Genomic DNA, 21,938 nt, shown 5'->3' with positions numbered 1-21,938 from the left:
CTAGAAGTATTTCGATTAGGCATAAAGCCGGTCCGCGCCGGGAGGAGCGCCCGTGAAGTTCTCCATGATCTTCGAAGCACAGCTCGTCGACCCCACCCCCGCCCGCGAACACCAGGTCCTCCACGACTGCGTCGAACAGGCCGTCCTCGCCGAGGAGATGGGCTTCGACCGGATCTGGGCGGTCGAGCACCACTCCCTCGTCCAGTACGCCCACATGAGCGCGTCCGAGATCTTCCTGACCTGGGTCGCCGCCCGCACCCGGACCATCCGCGTCGGCCACGGCGTGGTCACCATGCCCTTCGGCTACCAGCACCCGGTCCGGGTCGCCGAACGCGCCGCCATGCTCGACGTGCTCTCCGGCGGGCGGGTCGACGTCGGCGCCGGCCGGGGCGCGACCCGCCAGGAGACCCGGATGTTCGGGGTCCGTCCCGAGGACACCCGCCCGCAGACCGAGGAGGCCCTGCGGATCTTCGCCTCGGCCTGGCGGGAGCCGGAGCTGGAGTGGCACGGCACCCTGGACATCGGCCCCGGCGCCGTCCTCCCCCGCCCCGTACAGGCCCCGCACCCGCCGCTCTTCATGGCCTGCTCGCAGCACGACTCGCTCCGGCAGGCCGCCGAACTCGGCATCGGGGCCCTGGTGATGGGCTTCGCGGGCGCCGACGACGTCCGGGCGATGCGCGCGGTGTACGACGAGGCCATCGCCTCCCGGGACGGATCCCGGTTCGTCTCCACGGAGGTCAACGACCACTTCTCCGCCCTCTGCCCGACGATCGTCCTGGACGACCCGGCCCGCGCCCTCCGGCTCGGCGCGCGCGGCCAGCGCTTCTTCGCCGAGTCGATCGCCCACTGGTACGGCGGCGCCCCCGCCCCCACGGGCTACGCGGAGGACGAGGACCACGCGGGGGCGCTCGACGAACAGCGCCGGAAGCTGATCGCCCGCCTGCACGAGGCGGACATCCCCGCCCGCCCGGTCGACACGGGCACGTACAACACCGACCACGCCTACGGGAACGCGGCGACGGCGACCGCCTACGTGGAACGGCTCCGGGAGATCGGCGTGGACGAGGTGATGTGCCTGATCCAGATGGGCACGGTGCCGCAGGAGGTCTGCCTGGAGACGATCCGGCAGTGGGGGGAGCACGTGATCCCCGCCTTCCGCGCGCCGGGGCCCCCCTCTCGGTAAGCCGGCACGAGAACGCGCCGAAGCCCCCCCGGCCCGAACCGGTCCACCTGCCGCGGCCCCACGCGCATCGCTCGGGCACCGCCCGAGCCGAGACGGGCCTTCGCGCACCCGCACAACGAGCACCAGCACCTCCCAGGCGTCCGGTCGGGGACATTCGGGAGGTGCTGCGCTCAGTTCCGCACGTCGTTGTACGGGACGTTCTCGGGGTGATCCGGCCGGGTCAGACCGTCAGTGCGCGGTCCGTCGGGCGGATCGGGGCCGGCAGCGAGCTGGCTCCGGTCAGGTAGCGGTCGACGCCTCGGGCGGCCGAGCGGCCCTCGGCGATGGCCCAGACGATGAGGGACTGGCCGCGGCCGGCGTCGCCGGCGACGAACACGCCGTCGACGTTGGTGGCGAAGTCCGCGTCACGGGCGATGTTACCCCGCTCGTCCAGGTCCAGACCGAACTGGGCGACCAGGCCGTTCTCGACGTCCGTGCCGGTGAAGCCCATGGCCAGGGTGACGAGCTGGGCGGGGATCTTCCGCTCCGTGCCCGGCTTCTGGGTCAGCTTGCCGTCGACGAACTCGACCTCGACGAGGTGGAGGAACTGGACGTTGCCGTCCTCGTCGCCCTCGAAGTGGGTGGTGGAGACGGAGTAGACCCGCTCGCCGCCCTCCTCGTGCGCCGAGGTGACCTTGTAGAGCATGGGGAAGGTCGGCCAGGGCTGGCCGGCGTTCCGCTCGTCGCCCGGCTTCGGCATGATCTCCAGCTGCGTGACCGAGGCCGCGCCCTGGCGGTGCGCCGTACCGACGCAGTCCGCGCCGGTGTCGCCGCCGCCGATGACGACGACGTGCTTGCCCTCGGCGGTGATCGGCGGGGCCACGAAGTCGCCCTCGACGACCTTGTTGGCGAGCGGCAGGTACTCCATCGCCTGGTGGATGCCGTTCAGCTCCCGGCCCGGGACGGGCAGGTCGCGGGCGGTGGTGGCGCCGGCGGCGATGACGACCGCGTCGTACCGGTTGCGCAGCGCCGTCGCCGGCATGTCACGGCCGATCTCGACGCCCGTGCGGAACTTGGTGCCCTCCGCGCGCATCTGCTCGATGCGGCGGTTGATGTGCCGCTTCTCCATCTTGAACTCGGGGATGCCGTAGCGGAGGAGGCCTCCGATGCGGTCCGCGCGCTCGTAGACGGCGACGGTGTGGCCGGCCCGGGTCAGCTGCTGGGCGGCGGCGAGACCGGCCGGGCCCGAGCCGATGACGGCGACGGTCTTGCCGGAGAGGCGCTCGGGCGCCTGCGGCTTGACGTCACCCCCGTCCCAGGCCTTGTCGATGATGGAGACTTCGACGTTCTTGATGGTGACGGCCGGCTGGTTGATGCCGAGCACGCACGCGGACTCGCAGGGCGCCGGGCAGAGGCGGCCGGTGAACTCCGGGAAGTTGTTGGTGGCGTGCAGGCGCTCCTGCGCCGCCGACCAGTCCTCGCGGTAGGCGTAGTCGTTCCACTCGGGGATCAGGTTCCCGAGGGGGCAGCCGTTGTGGCAGAACGGGATGCCGCAGTCCATGCAGCGGCCGGCCTGCTTGCTGATGATCGGCAGCAGGGAGCCGGGGACGTAGACCTCGTTCCAGTCCCTGACGCGCTCGCCCACCGGTCGGGTCTGGGCGACTTCGCGCCCGGTGGTCAGGAAGCCCTTGGGGTCAGCCATGGGACGCAGCCTCCATCATCTTCTCGGTGGTCTCGGTCTCGGAGAGACCGGCGAGCTCAGCGGCGTCCTTGGCGGCGAGCACTGCCTTGTACGTGGTGGGGATGATCTTGCTGAACCGGGCCGCGGCAGCGTCCCAGTCGGCGAGGAGCTTCTCGGCGACCGTGGAGCCGGTCTCCTCGAAGTGGCGGCGCACGACGTCGTGCAGCCAGGTCTTGTCGGTGTCCGACAGGGCCTCGATCGCCTCCAGGTTCCCGGAGTTGACGTTGTCCCGGTCGAGGTCGATCACGTACGCGACACCGCCCGACATGCCGGCCGCGAAGTTGCGGCCGGTCTCGCCGAGGACGACCGCCGTGCCACCGGTCATGTACTCGCAACCGTGGTCGCCCACGCCCTCCGAGACGACCAGGGCGCCGGAGTTGCGGACGCAGAAGCGCTCGCCGGTGCGGCCGCGGAGGAACAGCTCGCCGCCGGTGGCGCCGTAGCCGATCGTGTTGCCCGCGATGGTGGAGTACTCGGCCAGGTGGTCGGCGCCCCGGTCGGGGCGGACGATGACACGGCCGCCGGAGAGGCCCTTGCCGACGTAGTCGTTGGCGTCGCCCTCCAGACGGAGCGTGACACCGGCCGGCAGGAAGGCGCCGAAGGACTGGCCCGCGGAGCCGGTGAAGGTGATGTCGATGGTGTCGGCCGGGAGGCCGGCGCCGCCGAACTTCTTCGTCACCTGGTGGCCGAGCATGGTGCCGACGGTCCGGTTGATGTTGCGGATCGGGACCTGGGCGCGGACCGGCTGGGCCTCCTCGGCGGAGGCGGCGTTCAGGGCCTCGGCGGCGAGCTGGATCAGCTCGTTGTCGAGGGCCTTCTCCAGGCCGTGGTCCTGCTCGACCAGGGCGTGGCGGACCGCGCCCTCGGGCAGCTCGGGCACGTAGAAGAGCGGCTCCAGGTCGAGACCCTGCGCCTTCCAGTGCGTGACCGCGCGGCTGGTGTCGAGCAGCTCGGCGTGGCCGACGGCCTCTTCGAGGGTGCGGAAGCCCAGCTCGGCGAGGAGCTCGCGGACCTCCTCGGCGATGAACTCGAAGAAGTTGACGACGAACTCGGCCTTGCCGGAGAAGCGGTCGCGCAGGACCGGGTTCTGGGTGGCGATGCCGACCGGGCAGGTGTCCAGGTGGCAGACGCGCATCATGACGCAGCCGGAGACGACGAGCGGCGCGGTCGCGAAACCGAACTCCTCGGCGCCGAGCAGCGCGGCGATGACCACGTCACGGCCGGTCTTCAGCTGACCGTCGGTCTGGACGACGATCCGGTCGCGCAGGCCGTTGAGCAGCAGCGTCTGCTGGGTCTCGGCGAGGCCGAGCTCCCAGGGACCGCCCGCGTGCTTCAGGGAGGTCAGCGGCGAGGCGCCCGTACCGCCGTCGTGGCCGGAGATGAGGACGACGTCCGCGTGGGCCTTGGAGACACCGGCGGCGACCGTGCCGACGCCGACCTCGGAGACCAGCTTCACGTGGATGCGGGCGACCGGGTTGGCGTTCTTGAGGTCGTGGATCAGCTGAGCCAGGTCCTCGATGGAGTAGATGTCGTGGTGCGGCGGCGGCGAGATGAGGCCGACGCCCGGCGTCGAGTGACGCGTCTTGGCGACCCACGGGTAGACCTTGTGGCCGGGCAGCTGGCCGCCCTCGCCGGGCTTGGCGCCCTGGGCCATCTTGATCTGGATGTCGTCCGCGTTGACCAGGTACTCGCTGGTGACGCCGAAGCGGCCGGAGGCGACCTGCTTGATCGCGGAGCGGCGCGCCGGGTCGTACAGGCGCTCCGGGTCCTCGCCGCCCTCACCGGTGTTGGACTTGGCGCCCAGCTGGTTCATGGCGATCGCGAGCGTCTCGTGCGCCTCGCGGGAGATGGAGCCGTACGACATGGCGCCGGTGGAGAAGCGCTTGACGATCTCGGAGACCGGCTCGACCTCGTCGATGGAGATCGGGGTGCGGCCTTCGGTGGCGAAGCCGAAGAGGCCGCGGAGCGTCATGAGGCGCTCGGACTGCTCGTTCACCCGGTCCGTGTACTTCTTGAAGATGTCGTACCGCTTGGTGCGCGTGGCGTGCTGCAGGCGGAAGACGGTCTCCGGGTCGAACAGGTGCGGCTCGCCCTCGCGGCGCCACTGGTACTCGCCGCCGATGTCCAGGGCGCGGTGCGCCGAGGGGACGCCGGAGACGGGGTACGCCTTGGCGTGGCGGGCGGCGACCTCCTTGGCGACGACGTCGAGACCGGCGCCGCCGATCTTGGTGGCCGTGCCGTTGAAGTACGTGGCGACGAAGGTCTCGTCGAGGCCGACGGCCTCGAAGACCTGGGCGCCGCGGTAGGAGGCGACGGTGGAGATGCCCATCTTGGACATGACCTTGAGGACGCCCTTGCCGAGGGCGTAGATCAGGTTCCGGATGGCCTGCTCGGGCTCCAGGCCCTCGATGAAGGTGCCGGCGCGGACCAGGTCCTCGACGGACTCCATCGCCAGGTACGGGTTGACCGCCGCGGCGCCGTAGCCGATGAGCAGGGCGACGTGGTGGACCTCGCGGACGTCGCCGGCCTCGACGAGCAGACCCACCTTGGTGCGCTGCTTGGTGCGGATGAGGTGGTGGTGGACGGCCGCGGTGAGCAGCAGCGAGGGGATCGGCGCGTGCTCGGCGTCGGAGTGCCGGTCGGAGAGCACGATGAGGCGGGCGCCGCCCTCGATGGCGGTGTCGGCCTCGGCGCAGATGGCCTCGATGCGGGCGGCGAGGGCCTCGCCGCCGCCGGAGACCCGGTAGAGGCCGGAGAGGGTCGCGGCCTTCATGCCGGGCATGTCGCCGTCGGCGTTGATGTGGATGAGCTTGGCGAGCTCGTCGTTGTCGATCACCGGGAAGGGCAGCGTGACGCTGCGACACGACACGGCGGTCGGCTCGAGGAGGTTGCCCTGCGGGCCGAGGGAGGACCGCAGCGAGGTGACGAGCTCCTCGCGGATGGCGTCCAGCGGCGGGTTCGTGACCTGCGCGAAGAGCTGCGTGAAGTAGTCGAAGAGCAGCCGCGGGCGGGCGGACAGGGCCGCGATCGGCGAGTCCGTGCCCATGGAGCCGATGGGCTCGGCGCCGCTGCGGGCCATCGGGGCGAGGATGACGCGGAGCTCTTCCTCGGTGTAGCCGAAGGTCTGCTGGCGGCGGGTGACCGAGGCGTGGGTGTGCACGATGTGCTCGCGCTCGGGGAGGTCGGAGAGCTCGATCTCGCCGGTCTCCAGCCACTCCTCGTAGGGGTGCTCGGCGGCGAGGGCGGCCTTGATCTCGTCGTCCTCGACGATGCGGTGCTCGGCGGTGTCGACGAGGAACATCTTGCCGGGCTGGAGGCGGCCCTTGCGGACGACCTTGGCGGGGTCGATGTCGAGGACGCCGACCTCGGAGGAGAGGACGACGAGGCCCTCGTCGGTGACCCAGTAGCGGCCGGGGCGCAGACCGTTGCGGTCGAGGACCGCGCCGACCTGGACGCCGTCGGTGAAGGTGACGCAGGCCGGGCCGTCCCAGGGCTCCATCATCGTGGAGTGGTACTGGTAGAAGGCGCGGCGGGCCGGGTCCATGGTCTCGTGGTTCTCCCACGCCTCCGGGACCATCATCAGGACCGCGTGCGGCAGGGAGCGGCCGCCGAGGTGGAGGAGCTCCAGGACCTCGTCGAAGGAGGCCGAGTCGGAGGCGTCCGGGGTGCAGATCGGGAAGATCCGCTCCAGGGAGCCCTCGCCGAAGACGGTGGAGTCGAGCTGCGCCTCGCGGGCGGTCATCCAGTTCCGGTTGCCCTTGACGGTGTTGATCTCACCGTTGTGGGCGACGAAGCGGTACGGGTGGGCCAGCGGCCAGCTCGGGAAGGTGTTGGTGGAGAACCGGGAGTGGACCAGGGCCACGGCCGTGGCGCAGCGGCGGTCCGACAGGTCCGGGAAGAAGGGCTCCAGCTGGCCGGTGGTCAGCATGCCCTTGTAGACGATGGTGCGGGCGGAGAGCGACGGGAAGTACGTCGCGGCCTCGCGCTCGGCGCGCTTGCGCAGCACGAAGGCCTTGCGGTCGAGCGCGATGCCCGTGTGCTCGCCGTCGGCGACGAAGAGCTGGCGGAAGACCGGCATGGTGGCGCGGGCGGAGGCACCGAGCAGCTCGGGGGCGACGGGGACCTCGCGCCAGCCGAGGACGGTGAGGCCCTCTTCGGCGGCGATCGTCTCGATCTTCGCGGCGGTCTCGTCGGTGCCGTCCTCGGGGAGGAAGGCGATGCCGACGGCGTACGCGCCGGCCTCGGGGAGGGCGAATCCGGCGACCTCGCGGAGGAAGGCGTCCGGGACCTGGAGCAGGATGCCGGCGCCGTCACCGGAGTCGGGCTCGGAGCCGGTGGCGCCGCGGTGCTCGAGGTTGCGCAGTACGGTCAGCGCCTGCTCGACCAGCGCGTGGCTGGCTACACCGGTGAGGGTGGCCACGAACCCGACACCACAGGCGTCGTGTTCGTTACGGGGGTCGTACATCCCCTGCGGAGCGGGGCGACCGTCCATGGGCGACCAGGCGTCGGAACGCATCGGCTCTCCCGTCGTCGTCGTGGCATATGGAGCTGCCGAGGGACGACGTTGGCCCTCCGCGAAATTTCGTGCAGGTTACATGATGGCTGGCTTCTCGCGAAGTGGATAGCTCATTCCAGCATGCGGACACCGCCGATACGGAGCGGTGGTGTGGGTTCACCTGTGGGGTGCGGCGACAGAGGCTGTCCCGCGGGGGACGGATCGATGGTCCGGAGATTGTTCGGGTCTCCGACGACCCGCCACTGGGGGTGGGCTTCGTTGCCCGGTGACGCTCAGGCCTCTTTCCCGTTGGTCACGGGTTCGAAACCGCCGAGTAACCGGCTACTTATGTGGCGTCCTGCATAGTGTCTCATCGAGGTGGCGGATCGGGCCAGGGATATACGTCACAGCCGATCCGCGCCGTATGTCCCGAAAAGGTGCCACGAAAAGACCGAGAGGCCCTTTTCGGGGGCCTCTCGGTCTTGCGTCCGGGTGCGAAATCCGCACGTGAGCCGCTGCGCTACAACGCGGCCCCGAAGAGCATGCCGAGCCCGTACGTGACGGCCGCGGCGGCACCACCCAGGACGAGCTGGCGCATACCGCTGAAGAGCCAGCCGCGGGCGGTCACGCGGGCCACCAGGGCGCCGCAGGCGAAGAGCCCGAGGAGCGCGAGCAGCACGGCCGGCCAGAGCGCGGTCGCACCGAGCAGGTACGGCAGGACGGGCAGGAGCGCGCCGAGCGCGAAGGAGCCGAAGGACGACACGGCGGCGACCGTCGGCGACGGCAGGTCGTCCGGGTCGATGCCGAGCTCCTCGCGGGCGTGGATCTCCAGGGCCTGCTCCGGGTCCTTCGACAACTGCATCGCGACCTCGCGGGCGAGCGCGGGCTCGACGCCGCGGGAGACGTAGAGCGCGGCGAGCTCCTCCATCTCGTCGATGGGGTGCTTGCGCAACTGGCGGCGCTCGACGTCCAGTTCGGCCTGGACGAGCTCGCGCTGCGAGGCGACGGAGGTGTACTCGCCGGCCGCCATGGAGAAGGCGCCCGCGGCGAGGCCCGCGAGGCCGGTGATGACGATGGTCTGCGAGGAGACCGCGCCACCGGCGACGCCGGTCATGAGGGCGAGGTTGGAGACGAGTCCGTCCATCGCGCCGAACACCGCCGGGCGCAGCCAACCGCCGTTCACGTCACGGTGCGTGTGGTTGTCGCGGTGGGCCTCGTGCAGTGGCGCGTGCGCTTCGATGATGGACATGGTTCTCCCCTCGTTCCGGCGGGCCGGGATGCACCCGCCGCCCCCAACACCGTCGAAAATACGCCCGATGTAAGGGGCGCGCCAGCAAGCCAGGCCGTACTTACTAAGGCCCGCCTCAGTGAGGTGAACCCAACCTGGCGAGGTGTCAGGCGGGTGACAGAGACGTTTCTTCGGCGAGTTCGCGGCCCGTGGTGGCACAGATCCAGGCAACGGGGCGCCGCTGGCGGCGCCTCCACCGAGGAAGGGGCGCGAGATGGTGAACAGCACGGCCTGCGACACGCGTGAACGGGCGAGAGGGGCACTGCTCGGCCTCGCCGTCGGCGACGCGCTCGGCGCGCCCGCGGAGAACATGCGGCCCTCCGAGATCCGCCGCCGCTGGGGCCGCATCGAGGGCTTCGTGACGGACAGTCCGGCGGGCACCGACGACACGGAGTACGCCATCTTCTCGGCGCTGCTCCTCGCCCGGCACGGCTCGGCCCTCACCGTCCACCACGTCGAACGGGCCTGGCACCACTGGATCGCCGACCTCGACGAAGGCCCCTTCCGCGGCGCGGGCTTCTCGGAGCGCGGCACCCTGGAGAACCTCCGCCGGGGCCTGGCGGCGCCAATCTCGGCCCAGCACCGCCACGCGTGGTCGGACGGCCTGGCCATGCGCGCGGCGCCCTTCGGCGTCTTCGCGGCGGGGCGCCCGGCGGAGGCGGCCCGGCTGGTCGCGATCGACGGCAGCGTCAGCCACGACGGGGAGGGCATCTACGGCGGCCAGGCGGTGGCGGCGGGAGTCGCGGCGGCGATGACGGGAGCGACGGTCACGTCGGTGATCGCGGCGGCCCTGTCCGTGGTCCCCATGGACTCCTGGACGGCCCGCTCGCTGCGCCGCGCGGTCGTCGCGGCGCAGCGGGTCCAGCCGGACCCGCTCACCCGCGAACGCCAGGTCCGCTCGGCCGTCGTCATCGGCGGCTACCCGTGGACGGACCTCGCCCCGGAGGCGGTGGGCCTGGCCTTCGGCGCCTTCGCGGCGGCCCGCGGCGACTTCCGCACGGCGGTCCTGACGGCGGTCAACATGGGCCGCGACGCGGACACGACGGCAGCGGTGGCGGGCGCGCTGGCGGGCGCGGCGGGCGGAGTGGACGCGATCCCGGCGGACTGGGCCTCGGCCATCGCCCCGGTGACGGGCAGCTGCCTGCCGTCGATGCGCGGCTACCACGTCCTGGACGTGGCCGACCTCCTGACCCCGGAGGAGGCAGCATGAGCGCGGACGTGACGACGACGGCGACCGAAACCGCCGGTGGCGCCACGGGCCTCGCGGACGCCGCGGACGCCGCGGGCCTCACGGGCGCCATGGGCGCCGCCGCCCCCGCTGTGGGCGATCGTTCCGCAGGGCGAGAGCTTGGCGGAGGGTGGGCACAGCCCCCGATGCCGGGCTCCGACCCGGCGATCGATGCCCTGCTGGACCCCGCCCCGGTGCGGGGCAAGGACCCCGAGGTCGGCGCGCTCCGGGCCACCGCCCCGGTGCGGGGCAAGGACCCCGAGGTCGGCGCGCTCCGGGCCACCGCCCCGGTGCGGGGCACCGGCTCCTGGGGCGGCGCCCGGAAGGCCCCGCAGGAAAACGCGCCCCACAGGGCGACCCGCGACAAGACCGAGGGCCTCCTCCTCGGGCTCGCCGCAGGCGACGCCGCCGGCTGGCCCGCCGCCCGCCACCGCGCCGCCCGCATGCCCGAATGGACCCGCCGCCTCACCCGAGAACTCGACACCTTCGCCGAGCAGAACGCGACGACCACCCTCCCCGTCCCCATCGCCCTCAACCAGCCCCCCGAGCCCCTCCGTCTGGGCCCCTCCGACGACGCCGAGTGGGCGGTCTTCACCGCCGAGGCGATCCTCACCTCCGACGGCCCCGTCTTCGCCGCCCTCCCCCCGGACCGCCGCCTCCGCGCCGCCGTCGACCTCGCCTGGAACTCCCTCGCGGGCCAGATCGCCGCCGCGGCCGACCGCGCCCCCGAGGTCGAGTCGGCCGTACTCCCCCTCCGGGCCCGGATCTCGGTCCGCGCGGGCCTCGGCAACCTCGCCACCGGGCTGCGCCCGCCCGCCACGGGCCACGACAACCCGCACTTCTTCGACGACGCCGCCTGCGTCCGCGCCGCGGTCCTCGCCGTCGTCCACCCCGGCGACCCCCACGCGGCCGCCGAACTCGCCGAGTTCGACGCGCGGTACACCCAGGACGGCGACGGGGTGCACGGCGCCCGCGCCACGGCGGCGGCCGTCGCCGCGGCCCTGGGCGGGGCGACGGTCGACGAGGCCGTCGAGGCGGCGCTCGCCGAACTCCCGCCCGTCACCGAGATCGGCCGCAACGCCCGGCACGCCATGAAGCTCGCCCAGGCCGCCGACTCCGCCTTCGAACTGGTCCCCCTCCTGGAGCACCAGATCGTGGACCACGTCTACAGCTACGGCATCGCCGCCGCCGAGACCGTCCCGGTCGCCCTGGCCCTCGCCACCGCAGCCCGGGGCGAGATGACGGCCGCGGTACCGGCCGCCGCCTGTCTCTCCCGGGTCGCCGACTCGGCCCCGGCACTCGCGGGCGCGCTCACCGGCGCGCTGGGCGGCGGCCGTTCGGTCCCGGCGAGCTGGCGCGAGACGTGCAGGACGCTCGCGGGCTGCGCGCTGCCCCGTCTCGCGGGCACGGACCTGGTGGAACTCGCCGGGCTGCTCGGAGCCACGGAACCGGCCGCCCCAGGTGGACAATTCCGACATGACACCCACACTGGATGTGCCCAGCCTGGATGACCGGATCACCGGCAGTCTCCTCGGGGCCGCCGTCGGCGACGCCCTCGGCGGCCCCGTCGAGGGCTACACCCCCGACCAGATCCTGGAACGCCACGGCGGCCGCGTCACCGGGATCGTCGGCCCCTGGAACGGCGGCGACTGGCGCACCGCCCGGCCCATCGCGCCGTACCACAAGGGCGACGGGCACGTCACCGACGACACCTTGATGACCCACGCGCTGATCCGGGTGTACGAGAAGGTCCGCGGCCACCTCGACGCGTACGCCGTCGCGGACCACCTCGTCCCCGAACTCATCGGCTCCCCCGTCTGGATCCCGGAGCTGGAGGCCGAGGCGCTCCCCCTCCAGCGGATCTTCCTCGCCGAGAAGTGGATCGTGGCCCGGCTCCACTACGGCCATGCGGACCCCCGCGAGGCGGGCACCGGAAACATCGTCAACTGCGGTGCCGCGATGTACATGGCGCCGGTCGGCCTGGTCAACGCCGCCCACCCGGCGGCCGCCTACGCCGAGGCGATCGACCTGACGGGCGCGCACCAGTCCTCGTACGGACGGGAGGCGGCGGGCGTCTTCGCGGCGGCGGTCGCGGCGGCCTGCGTGCCGGGCGCGACGCCGGCCTCGGTGGTGGAGACGGCCCTGTCGCTCGCGAAGGACGGGACGTACGCGGCGATCAAGGCGGTCACCGAAGCGGCCGCCGGGCACCGGGACTTCGAGTCCGCGCTCGTTCCGCTCCGCAGGGCGGTGGCCCCCTTCGACACGGTCGGCCCCGACTACCGGGCCCCGTCCCTGGGCGCCCGCCGCCCCTCCCGCCTGCACGCGATCGAGGAACTCCCCGTGGCCCTCGGCATGCTCCTGGTCGGCGAGGGCGACTACCGCCGTACGGTCCTGGGCGCGGTCAACTACGGCCGCGACTGCGACTCGATCGCCACGATGGCGGGCGCGATCGCGGGAGCGCTGCACGGCGAGTCCGCGGTCCCCGCGGAGTGGGCGAAGCGGGTGGCGGAGGCGAGCCGGCTGGACCTGCACGGACCGGCGAGGGCGCTGGCGGAGGTGACGCGCGAGATCTTCGCCGGGGACGCGGCCGTCCGCCGCTCCCACGAGGCGGCCTTCGCGACGCTGACGAGCGCGGACCGATGACCCTCCGCGTGACCTGGGTCCAGCCGGAGGACCTGGTGGGCCACGAACTCCGCCTGGCGTCGGAGGACGGCCGCGAGGCCGGTGCTCTGGCGGCCCGCTGGACGGCGGCGGGCGGCCCCCCGGCGCCGACGTCGGCCGGCGCGTCGGCGGTCCCCCGCCCGGACCTCCGCCCCCTGGCGGAAGAACTCCTGGACGCCCTGGCGTCCCTCCCGTCCCCCCTGTCACCCCACGAGCCCACGCCCCTACCCGTGATCCAGGCCCTGACGACGGCCCCCCGTGTGGGCAATCGTCCCGCAGGGCGGGACAGGTGGGCACACGGGACGGCGCCCCCGGCGGCGCCTCCGCGTTCCGGGCCTGAACCCGCACCACCGGTGACGGTGCACACGAGTGCGGGTCCAGGTTCAGTAGCCTCTGGCGCCGGCAAGGGCGCCGTCCCGTTGTGCCCACCCTCCCCCAAGCTCTCGGCTTCGCTCGAGCAGGGGGGACCCCCATCGCCCCTTGCGGAACGCCTGCCCACAACGGGGAGGGACACCGGCCTCCAGGACCGCCTCCACGCCGCCTGGCTCGGCCGCGCCGCAGGATGTCTGCTCGGGAAGCCCGTCGAGAAGCTGCCCCTACACGCCATCCGCGCCCTCGCCCGGGCCGCCGGCAACTGGCCCCTCACCTCCTGGTTCACCGCCCGCGGCGTCCCGCCCGAGCTGCTCGCCGCGCACCCGTGGAACCGTCGCTCCGCAGGCACCTCCCTCGCCGAGAACATCGACGGCATGCCCGAGGACGACGACCTCAACTACCCCCTCCTCAACCTGCTGCTCCTCCAGCGGTACGGCCGCGACTTCACCACCGCCGACGTCGCCCGCCTCTGGCTCGACGAACTCCCCGCAGGCCGCACCTTCACGGCCGAGCGCGTCGCCTACCGCAACCTCCTCGACGGCGTCGAACCGCCGCTGACCGCCCTCCGCCGCAACCCCTTCCGCGAGTGGATCGGCGCCCAGATCAGGGCCGACGTGCACGGCTGGACCCACCCCGGCGACCCGGTGGCCGCGGCCGCCCAGGCCCACCGGGACGCGGTGCTCACGCACACCGCCAACGGCGTGTACGGCGCGATGTTCGTCGCCGCCACCCTCGCCACCGCCGCGACCGGCACGGCGGACGTCCATCAGTCGCTCGCCGCCGGCCTCGGCGTCGTCCCGCCGCGCTCGCGGCTGGCCCGGGCCGTCCGTCTCGGAATCGAGACGGCCGGCGCCACCGCCGACTTCGACACCGTCGTCGACCGCCTGCACGCCGAACTCGGCGGGTACCACTGGGTGCATGCCGTCCCCAACGCCGCCGTGCTCGCCGCCGCCCTCACCCACGGTGACGGCGACTTCTCCCGCTCCGTCTGCGCGGCGGTCTCCGGCGGCTGGGACACCGACTCCAACGGCGCCACCGCCGGTTCGGTCGCCGGGCTGCTCGCCGGGCACCCGGACCGGCTTCCCGAGCGCTGGACCGCCCCGCTCAAGAACCGTCTGGCGACCTCGGTGCCGTCCTTCGACGGCATCGGCTTCGACACCCTCGCCGAACTGACCCACACGGAGGCTGTACGCCCATGACCAGCATCGTCGTGCTCGGCAGCACGAACATGGACCTCGTCACCTATGTGCCACGGGCCCCCGCCCTCGGTGAGACGGTCACCGGCCGCTCCTTCCGTACGATCCCCGGCGGCAAGGGCGCCAACCAGGCCGTCGCCGCCGCCCGGGCGGGCGCCGAGGTGGCGATGATCGGCGCGGTCGGCGCGGACGACTTCGGGGCGCGGCTGCGCGACACCCTGGAGCACTGCGCGGTGGACACCGATCTGCTGCGCACCGCCGAGGGCTCCTCGGGCACCGCCCACATCGTCGTGGACGACGAGGGCGGGAACGCGATCGTCGTCGTCCCCGGCGCCAACGGCACCGTCACCTCCCTCACCCATGGCGACGAGGCCCTCATCGGCACCGCCGACGCCCTGCTCCTCCAGCTCGAACTCCCCCTATCCGTCGTCGTCGAGGGCGCCGTCACCGCCCGTCGGCTCGGCGTCCGCACCGTGCTCACGCCCGCCCCCGCGCAGCCCCTCCCGCCGGAACTCCTCGCCGCCGTCGACCTGTTGGTGCCCAACGAGCACGAGGCCACCGCGCTGACCGGGCTCACCGACCCGCGCGAGGCCGCGCAGGCCCTGCTGCGGGACGTGCCCGAGGTGGTCGTCACCCTGGGCGCGGCCGGCAGCCTGTACGCGGTGCGCGGCGCCGAGCCGGTCGCCGTGCCCGCGCCCCGGGTCCGGGCCGTGGACACCACGGGGGCCGGTGACACCTTCGTCGGCGCCCTCGCGGTCGCCCTCGGCGAGGGCCGTCCCGCCCCGGAGGCGCTCGCCTGGGCGCAGACGGCCGCCGCGCTCTCCGTCCAGCGCGAGGGCGCGTCGACCTCGATGCCGTACCGCGTCGAGATCGAGGCCGCCTTCCGCTCCCCGCACACCCTGGAGGCCGACGCCGTATGACCGTTCACGCCCCGACCGCCACGTCCGAGAGCCCCGAGAGCCCCGAAAGTCCCGCGGCGCCCCTGCACGGGCTGCGCGTCCTGGATCTCGCGACCCTCTTCGCCGGCCCGCTGGCCGCCATGATGCTGGGCGACTTCGGCGCCGACGTCGTCAAGGTCGAGCATCCCCGCAAGCCGGACCCGTCCCGTGGCCACGGCCCCGCCAAGGACGGCGTCGGCCTGTGGTGGAAGGTCCTCGGCCGGAACAAGCGGGCGATCACCCTCGATCTCTCCTCGCCGGGCGGCCGTGACACCCTGCTCGCGCTCGCCGCCGAGGCGGACGTCATCGTGGAGAACTTCCGCCCCGGCACCCTGGAACGCTGGGGTCTGGGCTGGGAGGAGCTGTCCACCGTCAACCCGCGTCTGGTGCTGGCCCGCGTCACCGGCTTCGGCCAGTTCGGCCCGTACGCCCACCGGCCCGGCTTCGGCACGCTCGCCGAGGCGATGAGCGGCTTCGCCGCCATCACGGGCGAGCCGGACGGCCCGCCGACCCTGCCGCCCTTCGGCCTCGCCGACTCGATCGCCGCCCTCGCCACGGCGTACGCGGTGATGACCGCGCTGACCGCGAGGACGGCGACCGGCCGCGGCCAGGTCGTCGACATGGCGATCATCGAACCGATGCTCTCCGTCATCGGACCCCACCCCCTCTGGTACGACCAGCTCGGTTACGTCCAGCCCAGGACCGGCAACCGCTCCCGCAACAACGCGCCGCGCAACACCTACCGGACCTCCGACGGCTCCTGGGTCGCCGTCTCCACCTCCGCCCAGTCGATCGCCGAGCGGGTGCTGCGGCTCGTCGGCCGCCCGGAGCTGATCGACGAGCCGTGGTTCGCCGACGGTACGGGCCGGGCCGAGCACGCGGACGTCCTGGACGAGGCGGTCGGCTCGTGGATCGCCCGGCACACCCGCGACGAGGCGATGGCGGCGTTCGAGAAGGCGGAGGCGGCCATCGCCCCCGTCTACGACATCCGGGACGTCGTCGCCGACCCCCAGTACCAGGCGCTGCGCACCGTGACCGAGGTCCAGGACCCGGAGCTCGGTCCGATCAAGATGCAGAACGTCCTCTTCCGCCTCTCCGAGACCCCCGGTGCCATCCGCTGGTCCGGCCGGCCGCACGGCGCCGACACCACCGCCGTCCTCGCCGAACTCGGCCTCAGCCCCGCCGAGATCGACGCCCTCCGCGAGCAAGGAGCGGTATGAGCCCTCTCAGCGGTCCCGCCGGAAAGGAACGGACGGGCGCGCCCCGCGTCCCCCCGCTCACCCCGCACACCCCCCTCACCTGGCTGTACGCACCCGGCGACCGCCCCGATGTGGTCCGCAAGGCGCTGTCGTCCGGCGCCGACGTCGTGATCGTCGATCTGGAGGACGCGGTCGCCCCGCACCGCAAGGCGTACGCCCTGGACGCCACGGTCGATCTCCTCGCGGACGTCCACCCCGTCCCGGTCCACGTCCGCGTCCACACGCCGCTCGACATCCCCACCCTGGCCTCCCTCCCCGGCCTGCGCGGTCTTCGTGTACCCAAGGTGACACACGCCACTGACATCCACCGGATCGCGAGCCTCGCCCCGGGCCTCCCGCTCTATCCGCTCCTGGAGAACGCCCTCGCGGTGGAGCACGCCTACGCCATCGCCACCGCCCATCCCGCCGTCCGCGGCATCGCGCTCGGCGAGGCCGACCTCCGTGCCGACCTGGGGGTACGGGAGGACAGTGCGCTCGACTGGCCGCGCGGCCGGGTGGTGGTCGCGGCCCGCGCGGCCGCCCTCCCGCCGCCGGCCCAGTCGGTCCATCCGGACGTCGCCGACCTGGAGGCGCTGGCCGCCGGCTGCGTCCGGGGCCGGGCGATGGGCTTCCTGGGCCGGGCGGCGATCCACCCCCGCCAGCTCCCGGTCATCGAGCGCGCCTACCTCCCGACCCCGGAGGAGGTCGACGCGGCCCGTGAGGTCGTCGAGGCGGCCGCGGCGGAGCGGGGCGCCCTCGCGCTCCCGGACGGCCGTTTCGTGGACGCTGCGGTGGTGGAGGGCGCCCACCGGGTCCTCGCCCTCGCGTCCCGCGCGGGCTGAGGCACAGAAGAGGACCCCCAGGAGAGGACACAGAAGAAAGGGCCGCCGGAACCTCTCGGTTCCGACGGCCCTCAGGCTGTGGTGGATCAGCTCTTGGCGGCCGAGCCGGCGCCGTGATCGGCGCCGTCGCCGTCGGTCTCCCTGTCCTCGTCCCCGGGACCGTCGGTCTTGTCCTCCACGGCGTCGGTGACCTCGGCGGCCTCGGCACCCTCGACGGCGTCCGTCTTCTCGGCCTTCTCGGCCTTCTCGGCGGCGAGCTTCTCCGCGGCCCTCGGCTCCACGATCTCCTCGCGGCCGGGCCGCAGGCGGGCCGAGACGATCATGTAGACCACGGCCAGCAGGCCGACGACGATCGCGGTCCACACGTTGAGCCGCAGTCCCAGGATGTGATGCGCCTCGTCGACGCGCAGGGCCTCGGTCCACACGCGGCCCGAGCAGTACGCCGCGACGTACAGCGCGAAGGCGCGGCCGTGGCCCAGCTTGAAGCGGCGGTCGGCCCAGATGACCAGGAAGCCGACGGCGACGTTCCACAGCGACTCGTACAGGAAGGTGGGGTGGTACAGGCCCGCCTCGCGGTTGGGGCCCTCGGTGATCTTCAGCGCCCACGGCACGTCGGTCGGCTTGCCGTACAGCTCCTGGTTGAACCAGTTGCCCCAGCGGCCGATGGCCTGGGCGAAGGCGATGCCGGGGGCGATGGCGTCCGCGTACACGGGCAGGGAGATGCCGCGGCGGCGACAGCCGATCCAGGCGCCCACCGCGCCGAGCGCGATGGCACCCCAGATCCCGAGGCCGCCCTCCCAGATCTTGAAGGCGTCGACCCAGTTCTCACCCTCGCTGAAGTACAGCTGGTAGTCGGTGATCACGTGATAGAGGCGTCCGCCGACGAGGCCGAAGGGCACCGCCCAGACGGCGATGTCGGCCACGGTGCCGGCGGTGCCGCCCCGGGCGATCCAGCGCTTGTTGCCGAGCCAGACGGCGACGAAGACACCGATGATGATGCAGAAGGCATAGCCGCGCAGCGGGATCGGTCCGAGGTGGATCACGCCGGTCGACGGGCTGGGAATGTAGGCAAGGTCCATGGCAGGACCGACGCTACCTTGCCGGGCGGGCAGGACGGCAGCCCACCCGGCAACTTCTGGATAACCAATCCCGTGACTAGCCCGCCGACGGGGAGGCCGTGCCCGGCTTCTTGCCCTTGTTGGCCTCGGCGACCCACTTCTTCAGGTTCTCCGGGGAGATCTGCTCGTTCCCCTTGGTCGGGAAGATCGATTCTCCGTTGAGGAGGACGGACGGGGTGCCGCGGAAGCCGCCGTTCTGGAAGGCCTCGTTCGACTTCTTCACCCAGCTGTCGTGCGTGCCGTCGTTCACACAGCTGCGGAAGGCCGGCGTGTCGAGCCCCGGCACCTTCGCCGCCAGCTCGATCAGCTTGGCGTTCTTGCCGTAGGCGTCGTCCGTCTCCGGCGGCTGGTTGATGTAGAGCGTGTCGTGGTACGCGGTGAACTTCCCCGCGTCCTGGGCGCACGCGGCCGCGTTCGCCGCGCGCAGCGAGCCGCTGCCGCCCATGTTCCCGTCGATGAGGGTGGCGAGGTGGTAGTCGGCCTTGAGCGCGCCGGAGGCCTCCAGCTCGTGGATCGAGTCCCGCATGACGTTCTCGAACTGGGCGCACGCCGGGCAGCGGAAGTCCTCCCAGATCGCGAGCGTCGACGGGGCGTCCGTCTTGCCCGTGGGGATGGCGGGCTTCGCGTCCTCGTCGGTCGCCCCGGTCGGCGCGACCACCGGGCCGGCCTTGTCGGATCCACCGTCCTTGTCGCCGCCGGCGGCGATCACGCCGACGACCGCGGCCAGGCCGAGGACACCGACCACCGCCGCCGACACGATCAGGACGCGCCGCTGCTTCTCGCGGGCCTTGTCGCGCTCGCGCTGCTCCTTGAGCCGCTCCCGCGCGCTCCGGCTACCGTCACCACTGTTCTTCTCGCTCACGCCCCTGGCAACGAACCGGGGAGGCACATCCGCGCCTCCCCGGTCCCAGATCCACCCATATGGGCTACGAAACGCGGCGGACGCCCTCGGCGAGTTCGGCCGCCAGTTCCCTTACGGCGGTGAGGCCGGCCGCTTCGTCGCCGTCGGCGTCGAGGAGCCGCCGCACGAAGGCGGAGCCGACGATGACGCCGTCGGCGAAGCCCGCGACCTCCTTCGCCTGCGCGGCGTTGGAGACGCCGAGCCCCACGCACACGGGGAGCCCATGGCGGGAATGGTCGGTGGCGCGGGTGCGGCGGACCAGGTCGGCGGCCTGCTCGCCGACCGACTCGCGGGTGCCGGTGACGCCCATGAGCGAGGCGGCGTAGACGAAGCCGGAGCCGGCGGCCGTGATGGTGGCGAGGCGCTCGTCCTTGCTGCTGGGCGCGACGACGAAGACGGTCGCGAGACCGTGCTTGTCGGCGTGCTCGCGCCAGACGGCGGACTCCTGGACCGGCAGGTCGGGCAGGATGCAGCCCGCGCCGCCGGCTGCGGCGAGCTCCTCGGTGAATCGCTCGATGCCGTACCGGTCGATCGGGTTCCAGTACGTCATGACGAGGACGGGCTTGCCGGTGGCCGCGTGGGCCTCCTTGACCGTCCGCATGACGTCGGCGATCTTCACGCCGCCGCGCAGGGCGATGTCGTCGGCGGTCTGGATGACCGGCCCGTCGAGGACCGGGTCGCTGTGCGGGAGCCCGACCTCGACGACGTCGGCGCCGCCGTCGAAGACGGCCTTGATCGCGGAGATGCCGCCGTCGACGGTCGGGAAGCCGGCCGGCAGGTACGCGATGAGCGCGGCCCGGTTCTCGGCCTTGGCCTTGGCGAGGGTGTCGCTGAGCAGCTGGATGTTCCCGGTGGTCACTTGGCGTCCCCCTCGATCTCTGCGATGTCGGCGGCGTTCGCGGCCACCTCGGCGTCGGCTTCGTACAGGCCGAAATAGCGAGCGGCGGTATCCATGTCCTTGTCGCCGCGCCCGGAGAGGTTCACGAGGAGCAGGGCGTCCTTGCCGAGCTCCTTGCCGACCTCCAGGGCCCCGGCGAGGGCGTGCGCCGACTCGATGGCCGGGATGATGCCCTCCGTACGGGAGAGCAGCCGCAGCGCCTGCATGGCGGCGTCGTCGGTGACGGCCCGGTACTCGCCGCGCCCGCTGTCCTTGAGGTACGCGTGCTCGGGGCCGATGCCGGGGTAGTCCAGTCCGGCGGAGATCGAGTACGGCTCGGTGATCTGCCCCTCCTCGTCCTGGAGGACGTAGGAGCGGGAGCCGTGGAGGATGCCGGGCTCACCGGCGGTGAGGGTGGCCGCGTGCTCGCCGGTCTCGACGCCGTGGCCGGCCGGCTCGCAGCCGATCAGACGGACGTCCGCGTCCGGGACGAAGGCGTGGAAGAGGCCGATGGCGTTGGAGCCGCCGCCGACGCAGGCGATGGCCGCGTCGGGCAGGCGCCCGGTGCGCTCCAGGAGCTGGCGGCGGGCCTCGACGCCGATGACCCGGTGGAAGTCGCGGACCATGGCGGGGAAGGGGTGCGGGCCCGCGACGGTGCCGAACAGGTAGTGCGTGCGGTCCACGTTGGCGACCCAGTCGCGGAACGCCTCGTTGATGGCGTCCTTGAGGGTGCGGCTGCCGGACTTCACGGCGATGACCTCGGCGCCGAGCATCCGCATCCGGGCCACGTTGAGGGCCTGGCGCTGGGTGTCGACCTCGCCCATGTAGATGGTGCAGTCGAGGCCGAAGAGGGCGCAGGCGGTGGCGGTGGCGACGCCGTGCTGGCCTGCGCCGGTCTCGGCGATGACCCGCGTCTTGCCCATGCGCTTGGTCAGGAGGGCCTGCCCGAGCACGTTGTTGATCTTGTGCGAGCCGGTGTGGTTGAGGTCCTCGCGCTTGAGGAAGATCCGGGCGCCGCCGGCGTGCTCGGCGAACCGCGGGACCTCGGTGAGGGCGCTCGGCCGGCCGGTGTAGTTGACCATCAGGTCGTTGAGCTCGCGGGCGAACTCGGGGTCGGCCTTGGCCTTCTCGTACTCGACGGCGACCTCGTCGACGGCGGCGACGAGGGCCTCCGGGATGAACTTGCCGCCGTAGGCGCCGAAGTAGCCCTCCGGGCTGGGGACCTGGCCTTCCAGGTCCGGGATGAAGAACTCGCTGGACATGCGGATGCTCCTCGCGGGGCGGGTGCCCCGGGATACGTGGGGTCGATGGTCACGGTATGCGCGCGAGCCATTCCCGTACGTCAACGCCGCCGCCGTTGTGGGCAGGCGTTCCGCAAGGGGCGGAACGGGTGGGCACAACGGAACGGCGCCCCTTGCCGGGCCTGGGCTTCCGTGCCTGAACCCGCACCACGTCGTGCGCCGCGCGGTCGGTGCGGGTCAGGGCACAGGGGGCGGAGGCGCCGCCAAGGGCGCCGTCCCGTGTGCCCACCCGTTCCGCCCTGCGGAACGATTGCCCACACGGGGGTGGCGAAGGGCCAGGGCCTGAAGGGCTGGGCGTTGCTCTACGTGAAAGTGCGCGCGAGGCGCGGGCGCCATCGCATGCCGTTGACCTGGCCCGGCTCCGAGCCGATGACGTAGCGGACCCGGCGGCCGTGGACACGGCGGGCGGGCGCGCGGCAGCCGCGCGGCCGGCAGCCCCTGGCCAGCGGGGCGTGCTTGGAGACGGGGGCGGCGGCGGTACGGAGCCGGCCGCGGCGCCCCGAGGCGTCCGCGGGCACGCCCGGGCCGCCCGGGGCGGAGCCCAGGGCGGTCGGCGTGGCGCGGACGGCGGTCATGGCTG

The 21,938-nt window shown here is 72.9% G+C and carries 16 protein-coding genes; 8 read left to right on the top strand and 8 right to left on the bottom strand.

Features of this window, described 5'->3' with window-relative positions:
- Positions 1-52 precede the first annotated feature (52 nt).
- A complete protein-coding gene (locus ABT041_RS08140) occupies positions 53-1,183 on the top strand; it encodes an LLM class flavin-dependent oxidoreductase (protein ID WP_351180829.1) in 1,131 nt (376 codons plus the stop codon).
- Positions 1,184-1,403: 220 nt separating this feature from the next.
- On the opposite strand, the gene ABT041_RS08135 is transcribed toward ABT041_RS08140, so the two are convergent.
- From ABT041_RS08135 to ABT041_RS08125, 3 genes are all read right to left on the bottom strand, one after another.
- Positions 1,404-2,864 (bottom strand): glutamate synthase subunit beta, encoded by a 1,461-nt coding sequence (locus ABT041_RS08135; protein ID WP_351180826.1) that lies wholly within the window; start codon positions 2,862-2,864, stop codon positions 1,404-1,406.
- Positions 2,857-7,419: a glutamate synthase large subunit gene (gene gltB, locus ABT041_RS08130; RefSeq protein ID WP_351180823.1), complete on the bottom strand. Its 4,563-nt coding sequence runs from the start codon at positions 7,417-7,419 to the stop codon at positions 2,857-2,859. Before gltB ends, ABT041_RS08135 begins: the two co-directional genes overlap by 8 nt.
- Positions 7,420-7,918: 499 nt before the next feature.
- The gene (locus tag ABT041_RS08125; RefSeq protein ID WP_351180820.1) at positions 7,919-8,647 is read right to left on the bottom strand and encodes a VIT1/CCC1 transporter family protein; all 729 of its coding nucleotides are present in this window, start codon (positions 8,645-8,647) and stop codon (positions 7,919-7,921) included.
- 253 nt (positions 8,648-8,900) lie between these two features.
- On the opposite strand from ABT041_RS08125, the gene ABT041_RS08120 reads away from it, so the two are divergent.
- From ABT041_RS08120 to ABT041_RS08090, 7 genes are read left to right on the top strand one after another with little or no spacing between them, the layout of a single operon-like run.
- Positions 8,901-9,896 carry an ADP-ribosylglycohydrolase family protein gene (locus tag ABT041_RS08120; protein ID WP_351180817.1) on the top strand — a complete coding sequence of 332 codons (996 nt, stop codon included), beginning with the start codon at positions 8,901-8,903 and terminating at the stop codon, positions 9,894-9,896.
- Positions 9,893-11,425 (top strand): ADP-ribosylglycohydrolase family protein, encoded by a 1,533-nt coding sequence (locus tag ABT041_RS08115; protein ID WP_351180815.1) that lies wholly within the window; start codon positions 9,893-9,895, stop codon positions 11,423-11,425. The genes ABT041_RS08120 and ABT041_RS08115 overlap by 4 nt, the downstream gene beginning before the upstream one ends.
- Positions 11,391-12,557 (top strand): ADP-ribosylglycohydrolase family protein, encoded by a 1,167-nt coding sequence (locus ABT041_RS08110; protein ID WP_351180812.1) that lies wholly within the window; start codon positions 11,391-11,393, stop codon positions 12,555-12,557. The genes ABT041_RS08115 and ABT041_RS08110 overlap by 35 nt, the downstream gene beginning before the upstream one ends.
- Positions 12,554-14,146 carry an ADP-ribosylglycohydrolase family protein gene (locus tag ABT041_RS08105; protein ID WP_351180809.1) on the top strand — a complete coding sequence of 531 codons (1,593 nt, stop codon included), beginning with the start codon at positions 12,554-12,556 and terminating at the stop codon, positions 14,144-14,146. Before ABT041_RS08110 ends, ABT041_RS08105 begins: the two co-directional genes overlap by 4 nt.
- A complete protein-coding gene (rbsK, locus tag ABT041_RS08100; protein WP_351180806.1) occupies positions 14,143-15,063 on the top strand; it encodes a ribokinase in 921 nt (306 codons plus the stop codon). Before ABT041_RS08105 ends, rbsK begins: the two co-directional genes overlap by 4 nt.
- On the top strand, positions 15,060-16,301 hold the full coding sequence (locus ABT041_RS08095) for a CaiB/BaiF CoA transferase family protein (protein WP_351180803.1): 1,242 nt from the start codon (positions 15,060-15,062) through the stop codon (positions 16,299-16,301). Before rbsK ends, ABT041_RS08095 begins: the two co-directional genes overlap by 4 nt.
- Positions 16,298-17,161 (top strand): HpcH/HpaI aldolase/citrate lyase family protein, encoded by an 864-nt coding sequence (locus tag ABT041_RS08090; RefSeq protein ID WP_351180800.1) that lies wholly within the window; start codon positions 16,298-16,300, stop codon positions 17,159-17,161. The genes ABT041_RS08095 and ABT041_RS08090 overlap by 4 nt, the downstream gene beginning before the upstream one ends.
- A gap of 86 nt (positions 17,162-17,247) precedes the next feature.
- Here ABT041_RS08090 and lgt read toward each other — a convergent pair whose 3' ends face one another.
- The 5 genes from lgt to trpM form a co-directional block, all read right to left on the bottom strand.
- Complete coding sequence (lgt, locus tag ABT041_RS08085) at positions 17,248-18,240, bottom strand: prolipoprotein diacylglyceryl transferase (protein WP_351180797.1); 993 nt, start codon at positions 18,238-18,240, stop codon at positions 17,248-17,250.
- Between the two features lie 76 nt (positions 18,241-18,316).
- Complete coding sequence (locus ABT041_RS08080) at positions 18,317-19,141, bottom strand: DsbA family protein (protein WP_351180794.1); 825 nt, start codon at positions 19,139-19,141, stop codon at positions 18,317-18,319.
- A gap of 64 nt (positions 19,142-19,205) precedes the next feature.
- The gene (gene trpA / locus ABT041_RS08075) at positions 19,206-20,039 is read right to left on the bottom strand and encodes a tryptophan synthase subunit alpha (protein ID WP_351180791.1); all 834 of its coding nucleotides are present in this window, start codon (positions 20,037-20,039) and stop codon (positions 19,206-19,208) included.
- The gene (gene trpB / locus ABT041_RS08070; protein ID WP_351180788.1) at positions 20,036-21,319 is read right to left on the bottom strand and encodes a tryptophan synthase subunit beta; all 1,284 of its coding nucleotides are present in this window, start codon (positions 21,317-21,319) and stop codon (positions 20,036-20,038) included. Before trpB ends, trpA begins: the two co-directional genes overlap by 4 nt.
- 341 nt (positions 21,320-21,660) lie before the next feature.
- Complete coding sequence (gene trpM / locus ABT041_RS08065; protein WP_351180785.1) at positions 21,661-21,933, bottom strand: tryptophan biosynthesis modulator TrpM; 273 nt, start codon at positions 21,931-21,933, stop codon at positions 21,661-21,663.
- Between the last annotated feature and the right edge of the window lie 5 nt (positions 21,934-21,938).

This window comes from Streptomyces sp. NPDC002825, assembly GCF_040295385.1.
In the GTDB taxonomy this organism is placed as follows: domain Bacteria; phylum Actinomycetota; class Actinomycetes; order Streptomycetales; family Streptomycetaceae; genus Streptomyces.
Note: the sequence above shows the minus strand (reverse complement) of the source record. Positions and strands in the feature narration are given on the sequence as shown.

What these genes read in the sequence shown, in the direction of transcription:
- ABT041_RS08095 (WP_351180803.1), top strand. Translation starts at nt 15,060, where the DNA reads ATGACCGTTCACGCCCCGACCGCCACGTCCGAGAGCCCCGAGAGCCCC.
- rbsK (WP_351180806.1), top strand. Translation starts at nt 14,143, where the DNA reads ATGACCAGCATCGTCGTGCTCGGCAGCACGAACATGGACCTCGTCACC.
- gltB (WP_351180823.1), bottom strand. Translation starts at nt 7,419, where the DNA reads ATGCGTTCCGACGCCTGGTCGCCCATGGACGGTCGCCCCGCTCCGCAG.
- ABT041_RS08110 (WP_351180812.1), top strand. Translation starts at nt 11,391, where the DNA reads ATGACACCCACACTGGATGTGCCCAGCCTGGATGACCGGATCACCGGC.
- ABT041_RS08120 (WP_351180817.1), top strand. Translation starts at nt 8,901, where the DNA reads ATGGTGAACAGCACGGCCTGCGACACGCGTGAACGGGCGAGAGGGGCA.
- lgt (WP_351180797.1), bottom strand. Translation starts at nt 18,240, where the DNA reads ATGGACCTTGCCTACATTCCCAGCCCGTCGACCGGCGTGATCCACCTC.
- trpM (WP_351180785.1), bottom strand. Translation starts at nt 21,933, where the DNA reads ATGACCGCCGTCCGCGCCACGCCGACCGCCCTGGGCTCCGCCCCGGGC.
- ABT041_RS08090 (WP_351180800.1), top strand. Translation starts at nt 16,298, where the DNA reads ATGAGCCCTCTCAGCGGTCCCGCCGGAAAGGAACGGACGGGCGCGCCC.
- ABT041_RS08115 (WP_351180815.1), top strand. Translation starts at nt 9,893, where the DNA reads ATGAGCGCGGACGTGACGACGACGGCGACCGAAACCGCCGGTGGCGCC.
- ABT041_RS08135 (WP_351180826.1), bottom strand. Translation starts at nt 2,864, where the DNA reads ATGGCTGACCCCAAGGGCTTCCTGACCACCGGGCGCGAAGTCGCCCAG.
- ABT041_RS08105 (WP_351180809.1), top strand. Translation starts at nt 12,554, where the DNA reads ATGACCCTCCGCGTGACCTGGGTCCAGCCGGAGGACCTGGTGGGCCAC.
- ABT041_RS08125 (WP_351180820.1), bottom strand. Translation starts at nt 8,647, where the DNA reads ATGTCCATCATCGAAGCGCACGCGCCACTGCACGAGGCCCACCGCGAC.
- trpB (WP_351180788.1), bottom strand. Translation starts at nt 21,319, where the DNA reads ATGTCCAGCGAGTTCTTCATCCCGGACCTGGAAGGCCAGGTCCCCAGC.